This window comes from Clostridium sp. AF27-5AA (genome assembly GCF_003478415.1).
Lineage (GTDB): Bacteria > Bacillota > Clostridia > Lachnospirales > Lachnospiraceae > Otoolea > Otoolea fessa.
Genome location: NZ_QUFH01000020.1, coordinates 1 through 7,738, shown reverse-complemented (window position 1 = coordinate 7,738; position 7,738 = coordinate 1). Strand labels below are relative to the sequence as shown.

Below are 7,738 nucleotides of genomic sequence, written 5' to 3'. Positions count from 1 at the left end.
GCGATAGGGTAGACTATCCCCCTATCAGATTGTCGTGTTTCGGTATCATTTCGGTGTCAGTTCGCCAGTTCTCCCCGGTGTCGTTCCTCCCCTGAATCTCACAGCGGCGTATCGCTCCCTTTGGTACGCTCGTTTCGGTCAGGGTTCCTCCACATTCCTGCCAAAAGTCATGGCACTACATCGCCGGGGAAGCATATCCCACACAGGCTGGTCATTCGATTGGATTTGATCCATCGATGAACTACCTGTATCATAGAACATTTTTGTGCCCTGTGCCGTATGTCCACAAAGTAGGAATTAGGGGTAAAAATCAGAAATTTCCACGATTGCGGAAAGTGTGATATAATCCAGATAAGCGGCAGCAATGAAACCATTGGAAAGGAGCGTGCGCCCATGAAAGGAGCAACAAGCATACAGGAACGCCTTTGGGAACTCCGCAAGGACAAAGGCTTAAATCTGGAAGAACTATCAAAGCTGACAGGCATTTCCAAATCAGCTCTTGGAAGTTATGAAAAAGAGGATTTTAAGGAAATCAATCATGGCAACCTTATCACGCTGGCAGACTTCTATGGGGTCTCTGTTGATTATCTACTGTGCCGGACAGAGAACAGGGAGCAGATCAACACACCATTGACGGAGCTGCATTTGAATGATGAGATGGTGGCACTGCTGAAAAGCGGTCGGATTAACAACCGTCTGCTCTGTGAGCTTGCTACACATAAAGATTTCATCAAGTTTCTTGCAGACATTGAGATTTATGTGGACGGGATTGCTACCATGCAGATTCAAAACCTCAATGCACTTGTCGATACCGTCCGGCATGAAATCATTGAACGGTATCGCCCAGGCGAAGATGACCCGCATTTGAAAGTGCTGCAAGCCGCCCATATCAGTGATGATGAGTATTTCAGTCACATGGTTCTGGATGACCTCAACCTGATTATCCGGGATATTCGGGAAGCCCACAAAAAGGACAGTGAGAGTGCGCCCCAGACCACCGTTGCCGATGAATTGAAAGAAAATCTCGAAGCAGTCGAAAATTTCAAGGGCAGCCGGGATGAAAAGCTGGTTGTCCTTTACTGCAAGCAGCTCGGTATCAACTATAAAAATCTGTCAGACGAAGAATTTCGCTGGCTGATTCGGATTCTCAAAAAATCAAAGAAAATGGGAACGCCTATCAGCCAGAGGAAAAAACGGTAAAAAAAACCGCTGTTGCATGGTTGGGGTGCCTTCCATGTAGCAGCGGTTCTTGCTGTGGTTATTATTTCATTCGTTTTCTTAATATCCGGCGATAATTTGTTTCTCCCTTTGGTGCGTCCTGTATAATTTCCAACACACCATCTTCAAGCATTTTATCAATGCGATTAGAAATCCATACATCACTAATTCCAAGTTGATATTTTCCTAAAACATTACCTATAACAATAGCCATTTTGAATTGCTCTGGCTGTTCCGCAATTTCACGAAGAATGAAACTATCATATATATCTTCTGAAACACTTTGCAATTTACCATTTAGCATTGCACGCAAAGGTGCATTTTCATTTTGAAGTTGATTCCATTTCATAGCACAAGCTGAAAGAAATACAGGCTTAGCTTTTTCTTGTAGAGTTATATATTTTCCCCATTCGCCAGGAGAAACCTCACCCCATGCTATTTTGGATGTCATAGTATTTTCTTTTCCATATTCCCAGGCAGGTAACTTAACCAAATAAATTGTTGTCTGACAGTTTAATGGTCGAAGTTGTTTCATAAGCCAGTACATACCGCAAAATTCATCCGGATTATAGCTATACCAAATACGAACTTCTTCCCCAGCTACATATCGTTCAATAACCGAAGACAATGTAGTTTTAATTTTCTGTATTTTTTCTTCAACCTGATAGTCTAAATCCTCTACAAACCAGACAGACAGCATTTTCTTGAGAACATTTTTCCGCTGTTCGCCAATTCCATTATCAGAAATATCTCCCACACTAAGAGCCATATCAAAACAATAAACATCACTGCTCTTGCCTCCCAATGGAATAGCATTCTCCCAAGCAATATGTTCTTGTTCCTGTGCTTGAATTTGTGCTTCTTTCATTTCATCTGAAGATGGAACACTCCCATCTTCGTGCCTCATAAAGACCGAAACTGCACTTCCTCTATACTTTCCCTTACCGTAAGTTTGGGCAATTTTCAAACTTCCACAGGCACTTTCACCAAATACAATTTCAATCATCTTATATACCTCCGATTTAATTACTCCCGTATGAATAAATTATATCATGCAAAACAATTTCTTCTGCCCGGTTGTGAATGTTATTACAACGCTGCACCCATTCCATTTGTTGAGTTCGCTTCAATTCCTCTGTCACGCCCTCGGTGGCTTTCATCTGCTCCATGATAGTGTCTAACCGTTCCTGTGCCTGTTCGTTCAGGTCTGCAAGATATGTCCACAATTCTCCGGTCAGTATCAATGTATTCAATCTGGCTGGGTGGACTTCCCTTAAATATTCCCGGTGCATCCGTCCGTACTTTCCGATAGGGCGGTGTTCCTCCGGCAGTTTCAAGTCCGGGATGTAGTAATCTCCGACAAGGATATAATCAATTCCGTTTTCCGTTATTCTTGGTTTCAATTCTCTCATGTTCCTTACCTCCTGTGGAAGCAGGCTCGTCTGGTACTAACTCAATCACATCGGTAATCTCACAATTCAGCGTTTCACAGATACGGGCTAATGTGTCCATGCTGATGTGCTTTCCCTCTTTGCTCATGTTGGCAATCATATTCGTTGTCATACCAGCGGCAAGCCTTAAATCCTCTTTCCTCATATCACGCTCTAACAGTGTGTGCCAGAGTGGTTTATAGCTGATGTGCATATTGTTTTCCTGCCTTTCTATCCATACCACCGGGGCGGCTGCCCCGGCAGGAACTTTTCTCTTATTATAACATCAATCTTGTGAAATCACAATTTATTCTTGTAGCCTGCCGCTGATACCGTCTGGATTGTGCTCTTCCTTTCTTTTTGTTCCCTTTAATTAGCCATGAACTGCTTAATGCCCTGTGATTTTGCCGCAGGGTTGTCCGACCCGTAACCTTCCAGAAGGTTGATGACACCCCACACCGCCAGACCGGCGCCAAGAGCCATGACCAGAATTTTAAGAATGTCGATTGCCTGATTGAAAAATTCCATATACGTTCCTCCATTTTGTTTGTTTGATGGTTTTGGGTACAAAAAAAGCCGCCCACATCGGCGGCGCTTCGGGTCATCATGGCCCGAAGTTACACGAACTCGTCGCTGTCCAGATCATCGAAGTTCAACAGGTCAGCTTCTTCGTCCGTGTCGGAGCCGTCCACTTCGTACACCGTGTATTCGTCCTCCGGCTTTAGTCTCAATGGCCGGTGGCGGAACAGGCTTTCCAAGCGGAAGGCGTTTTTCTTTTTATCAAATTCGGCTGTGTACTTGTAATTCGGGTGCTTTTTCAAGTCATACTTCGGGGACAGGAAGGGCGGGAGCCCCCGAAGCTGCAAGATACATTTATCCCCGGGCATGGTGGTGATCTCGCTGGTAGTCATCAGCTCCCGGCCAAGCCGCTGCATATTCTGGCTGTAACTTTCAGACTGCCCCCGGCTCCGGCCTTCGGTCTGCATGGAGATGGTGGCCTTGCCCAGCCAGTTTTCCGAAATATCCTTTAGGGTGGAAGCCTCCCGGCCTCCGAGGAACACGATACTGTCCATGTTGCCCATGATGGTTTCAGAATGGTCCTTGTACAATGCCTTGCACTGGCTCATAGCCTGATAAAAGAGTGTCAGGCTGATCTCACGGGAACGGATGACAGCCACAATTTTCTCCAGCCCCGGCACCTGCCCGGTGTTGGCAGCCTCGTCCCACAGCACCCGCACATGGTAGGGCAGACGCCCGCCATAGGTATTGTCAGCCCGTTCACACAGAAGGTTGAACATCTGCGAAAAAGCGAGGGCAACCAAAAAGTTGTAGGTGGTGTCCGTGTCGCTGATAAGGAAGAACAGCGCTGATTTTTCATCCCCCAGCTTATCAAGCTCCAGTTCGTCATAGGACATGATCTCCCGAAGCTGGGGAATGTCAAAGGGGGCAAGTCTGGCTCCGCAGCTAATCAGTATGCTTTTAGCTGTCTTGCCGCTGGCCAGCTTGTATTTCTTATACTGTCTCACAGCGAAGTGCTGGGGACTGCGGCGTTCCAGCCCATCGAACATATAGTCAACCGCATTTTTGAAGGTTTCGTCATCTTCCCGGACTTCCATGCTGTTTATCATTTCCACCAGCGTATTCATGTTGCGTTCTTCCTCCGGCCCCTCAAAGACGATATAGGCCACAAGGGCGCAGTACAAAAGGGTTTCGGCTTTTGTCCAGAACTCGTCGCCCTCCTTGCCATCGCCTTTGGTATTGGCAATCAGGGCGGTAACGAATTTCAAAACATCGCTTTCCGTCTTGATATAGGCCAGCGGATTGTAGTGCATGGATTTGGAGAAGTCGATACTGTTGAACACCCGCACCCTGTATTTTTCCCTTTGCAGGAACCGCCCGCACTGGTCGAGGGTGCCGCCCTTCGGGTCTACCACCACATACGAGGAATGGGCTTGAAGGAGCTGCGGGGTCAGCCAGAACCTTGTCTTTCCCGAGCCGGACGAGCCGATGACACAGGCGTTTAGGTTCCGGGCATTGGCAGGTACCTTCGGACGGGTGTTCATGGTAAGGAACTCCGTCCCGGTTAAAATGACATTGTTCTGAAATTTAGGGTCTACAAACGGCTTTATATCCTCCTTTGTTCCAAAGCGGGCGGTGCCGTACTCCGCATCCCGCCGGAATTTTTTTGCCTTCCTGATCTTTGACTGTATCAGCAGATACATCCCAGCCGCACCGGCAAGGCCCACCAGCAGGTCAATACCGCCCAGCCCCGGCCAGTAGGTTTCAAAGGCTTTCGGGAAGGTGTCGAGCATCCCCATGAGCTTTGTCCCGAAGTCTGTGCCGGGTGCAGTCCGGTAGGCCGTCCCGATTTTGGAAAAAAACCAGAACACAAAGAGGTACGGCAGGTTGGGGAGCACATATTTTCTGATCTTGTCACTCAACGTCCGTCCTTCACCGCCTCTCTGGTCCGCTGCTTCTCCTTTGCCTGCGTCCTGATCTGCTCCGTGAATTTCCGAAGCTGGCCGAGGATAGAAGGCTTGTCCTGCTCTTTGTCCAGCACCTTTGCACTGTACTTCTGGAAGGCCGCCGTGATAGCGTCCGCCTGATTGGCTTTGAAAAACAGCAGGTAATGACCGGGGCTCACTTTATGGAAAGCGTAGTCCACATGGAACTCCTTCGCGATCCGGTCAAAATCCTTCGGGGCTCCCACATAGGGCATGGCGCTTTTGCCGCCATAGTGGTTCATCAGCTTTTTCACACTCTGGCGTCCCTGTGGGGTCAGCGCCTTCCGGTGGTGCTTTTGCAGCGTCCGCACCACCTTCCCAAGAGCGGCAGCCAGCACTTTTCCCGTGAGCTTCGTTGTCCTGATCGAAAGGGCAACCGTTTTTTGGTTTACTTCTTCCTGCATAAAACCTCCTTTCCGTCGGGGTTCCCGCTATCCGGGAGGCCCCCGTACAATCTCGGCGAACAGAAAGCCTCGGGCCAATGTGGCCCGAGGCTTACCGCTCGGCATCCCTGCCGGACGGAGCTTTCTTTTCCGGCTCCGTCTGGACTTTTTCGCCCTGTTCCCGCATGGTCTGCAAGATAGAGGGCTTCTTTTGAAGCTGGGAGGGCTTTTCGCCGGACAGCGGCTTGATACATTCCAGCCGGTCAGCCGCCCGGATGGCGTTGTCCGTGAGCTGCCTCTGCCATGCACCCACGCTGGGAGCCCAACGAAAGCCGCTGCTTTTCAGCTCGGCCCGGGTGTCCGCGTCAGGCTTTCCGTCAAAGAACACCTGCAAGCGGTTGTCCTCCCGGTTCATTTCCACACGACCCCCATCGAACTCCCAGCCGGAAAATTCCTGCTGTGCCTGTTTGGAAAGCTGTTCGATACGGGCCTTTACCCGGCGGATCTCCGCGTTGTTGTTGGTAAGCTGGTAGCTTTCAAAGGGCCTCGGGTCGCTCCGCCAGCTTGACGCCATGCTTGCTTTCAGCTTTTCGATCTGGTCCGGCGACAGCAGCGCACAGCCATCCAGTTTGCCATGCTTGCGGTAATAGGCGTTGACCTCCTTCATAATGAGCTGGGAGCGTTCCAGCCCGTCCAGCTTCTTCTGGAGCTTTTCAATCGCTGCCGGGTCATCGGCGCTGATCCCGCCCATGCCGGTACTGCGTATCTTATCCAGCAGCCCTTGAATATACTGCCATTCCTCCATGTTGCTGTCCCGGGCCCGGTTCTGTTTTTCCTTCTTCCCCACCGGGAAATTGGCAGGTCCGGCGATCATCACAGAGGGAACCCTTGCGTCAATGGCAAAGCCCTGGTTCATGTTTTCAGCCAGCTTTCGGGCATAGGTGTCTAACAAATGGTCGATCTTCTCATGGTACATGGGGGCCACCCGGGATTTCTGCTTTTCCGCTATGGCGGCGGCCTTGTCCACCATTGCCCGGTATTCCGCCGTTGCGCTCCCTTCCTTGTAGTCGGAAAAGCTGTTCATTTCCTTTGCCCGGCGGGCGGCTCCTTCATTGATAGGGTAATAGTTGATGGTATGCACCTCCTTCATGCTTCGGGCCATGCTGGCCCGAAGTCCTACCGTTCTTCATGGGAAGGCCCCGCCTTGTCCTTTTTCGGAGCGGGCGGGGCTTCTTGAAACCGTTTGAGTGCAACGAGAATGGAGTGGACAGGTTCGGCCTTTTCAGGATAGGCAAATATCCGGTGTTCCGGCGGAATGTCCTGCGGCCCGTGGTAATACTCCTTGAAGCCCTCCGGGACTGCCGACACATATCCACCGGGAGCGAATACGCCGCCCTCGTTGATACGCACATCCCGCCCGTATGCTTCATAATCGAAGTAGTTCTGAATGTGCTCCGGTATGTCGATGGTCCCAAGCTCGTCGGCGTAAAGGCGGCCCAGCCCTTCATCATCGGAAATATCCGGGTAAAAGCGGTAAAGGTCAAGGTTCTGCGTCAGGTTTATCAAATCCTTCACGCTCCTTGTGTGGTTTCCCAAGACAAGAGCGGCTTCAAAGGTTTCCAGTCCGCCCTTATCCCGTACTTCCAGCAGGGCGTGGCCCAGCTCGTTCAGCTCGTCGATGTTCTCACATTCGTAGAGATGATCGTAGAGCCCCAGCACATCGCTGTCAAAGCTGGTAAAGAACACTTCGCTGTACCGTTTCCCGTCTATCCCGATTTTGGCAAGGGCGGCCTGCAACTCCTGTGTCGTCGTGGGGAAATGTACCGTTGTCCCTACCTCAATCCCCATCAAGGGGTACAGGGCGGTGTTGGTTATATAGGCTTCAAACATGGGCTCATTCCTCCTTTCCGGCCCGGTCAGCCAGCACCTCATAGATCCCGGCCATAATGTAATCGGCGCAAGGGAGGGCAATCGCGTTCCCCAGCGCCTTGTAGCGTTGCAGAGGCCGGATCTCCACGCCGTCCGCCCCGTACTTTGTCCAGCCCTCTGGCAGCCCCATCAGCCGTTCGCTTTCCGTTTCCGTCAGAAAACGGATACAGCCGCCCTCCGGGTCGCCCTCATACCAGAAGGCGAAGGGCGTCACGTCACTGGCTAAAAGAGTGGGAAAAGGGTCAGTTGGTAATCCGAAGCTGTTTCGGAAGGC

At 50.6% G+C, this 7,738-nt stretch carries 10 protein-coding genes; 1 reads left to right on the top strand and 9 read right to left on the bottom strand.

Going from position 1 to position 7,738, the window contains the following annotated elements:
- The first annotated feature begins 393 nt into the window (after positions 1 to 393).
- Positions 394 to 1,200 carry a helix-turn-helix domain-containing protein gene (locus DWY89_RS13915; protein WP_009296084.1) on the top strand — a complete coding sequence of 269 codons (807 nt, stop codon included), beginning with the start codon at positions 394 to 396 and terminating at the stop codon, positions 1,198 to 1,200.
- 61 nt (positions 1,201 to 1,261) lie between these two features.
- Here the strand turns inward: DWY89_RS13915 and DWY89_RS13910 are convergent, their stop codons facing one another.
- The 9 genes from DWY89_RS13910 to DWY89_RS13870 all read right to left on the bottom strand — a co-directional run bounded on the left by DWY89_RS13910 (position 1,262) and on the right by DWY89_RS13870 (position 7,678).
- Complete coding sequence (locus DWY89_RS13910; RefSeq protein ID WP_118524769.1) at positions 1,262 to 2,224, bottom strand: DUF3658 domain-containing protein; 963 nt, start codon at positions 2,222 to 2,224, stop codon at positions 1,262 to 1,264.
- A 16-nt stretch (positions 2,225 to 2,240) separates the two neighbouring features.
- Positions 2,241 to 2,630, bottom strand: a complete 390-nt coding sequence (locus DWY89_RS13905; RefSeq protein ID WP_009296082.1) for a TnpV protein — start codon at positions 2,628 to 2,630, stop codon at positions 2,241 to 2,243.
- The gene (locus tag DWY89_RS13900) at positions 2,590 to 2,862 is read right to left on the bottom strand and encodes a helix-turn-helix domain-containing protein (RefSeq protein WP_002593556.1); all 273 of its coding nucleotides are present in this window, start codon (positions 2,860 to 2,862) and stop codon (positions 2,590 to 2,592) included. Before DWY89_RS13900 ends, DWY89_RS13905 begins: the two co-directional genes overlap by 41 nt.
- 155 nt (positions 2,863 to 3,017) lie before the next feature.
- Complete coding sequence (locus tag DWY89_RS13895; protein WP_003500126.1) at positions 3,018 to 3,176, bottom strand: Maff2 family mobile element protein; 159 nt, start codon at positions 3,174 to 3,176, stop codon at positions 3,018 to 3,020.
- 89 nt (positions 3,177 to 3,265) lie between these two features.
- The gene (locus tag DWY89_RS13890; protein ID WP_107001181.1) at positions 3,266 to 5,089 is read right to left on the bottom strand and encodes a VirD4-like conjugal transfer protein, CD1115 family; all 1,824 of its coding nucleotides are present in this window, start codon (positions 5,087 to 5,089) and stop codon (positions 3,266 to 3,268) included.
- Positions 5,086 to 5,556, bottom strand: a complete 471-nt coding sequence (locus DWY89_RS13885; RefSeq protein WP_107001182.1) for a PcfB family protein — start codon at positions 5,554 to 5,556, stop codon at positions 5,086 to 5,088. Before DWY89_RS13885 ends, DWY89_RS13890 begins: the two co-directional genes overlap by 4 nt.
- Positions 5,557 to 5,647: 91 nt before the next feature.
- Positions 5,648 to 6,697, bottom strand: a complete 1,050-nt coding sequence (locus tag DWY89_RS13880) for a hypothetical protein (RefSeq protein WP_107001183.1) — start codon at positions 6,695 to 6,697, stop codon at positions 5,648 to 5,650.
- 14 nt (positions 6,698 to 6,711) lie between these two features.
- Positions 6,712 to 7,425 (bottom strand): antirestriction protein ArdA, encoded by a 714-nt coding sequence (locus DWY89_RS13875; protein WP_107001184.1) that lies wholly within the window; start codon positions 7,423 to 7,425, stop codon positions 6,712 to 6,714.
- 4 nt (positions 7,426 to 7,429) lie between these two features.
- Complete coding sequence (locus DWY89_RS13870; protein WP_243035821.1) at positions 7,430 to 7,678, bottom strand: DNA cytosine methyltransferase; 249 nt, start codon at positions 7,676 to 7,678, stop codon at positions 7,430 to 7,432.
- Between the last annotated feature and the right edge of the window lie 60 nt (positions 7,679 to 7,738).

Excerpts from the sequence above, each read along its gene's own strand:
- DWY89_RS13895 (WP_003500126.1), bottom strand. The coding sequence starts at position 3,176 with ATGGAATTTTTCAATCAGGCAATCGACATTCTTAAAATTCTGGTCATG.
- DWY89_RS13880 (WP_107001183.1), bottom strand. The coding sequence starts at position 6,697 with ATGGCCCGAAGCATGAAGGAGGTGCATACCATCAACTATTACCCTATC.
- DWY89_RS13875 (WP_107001184.1), bottom strand. The coding sequence starts at position 7,425 with ATGTTTGAAGCCTATATAACCAACACCGCCCTGTACCCCTTGATGGGG.
- DWY89_RS13910 (WP_118524769.1), bottom strand. The coding sequence starts at position 2,224 with ATGATTGAAATTGTATTTGGTGAAAGTGCCTGTGGAAGTTTGAAAATT.
- DWY89_RS13885 (WP_107001182.1), bottom strand. The coding sequence starts at position 5,556 with ATGCAGGAAGAAGTAAACCAAAAAACGGTTGCCCTTTCGATCAGGACA.
- DWY89_RS13905 (WP_009296082.1), bottom strand. The coding sequence starts at position 2,630 with ATGAGAGAATTGAAACCAAGAATAACGGAAAACGGAATTGATTATATC.
- DWY89_RS13915 (WP_009296084.1), top strand. The coding sequence starts at position 394 with ATGAAAGGAGCAACAAGCATACAGGAACGCCTTTGGGAACTCCGCAAG.
- DWY89_RS13900 (WP_002593556.1), bottom strand. The coding sequence starts at position 2,862 with ATGCACATCAGCTATAAACCACTCTGGCACACACTGTTAGAGCGTGAT.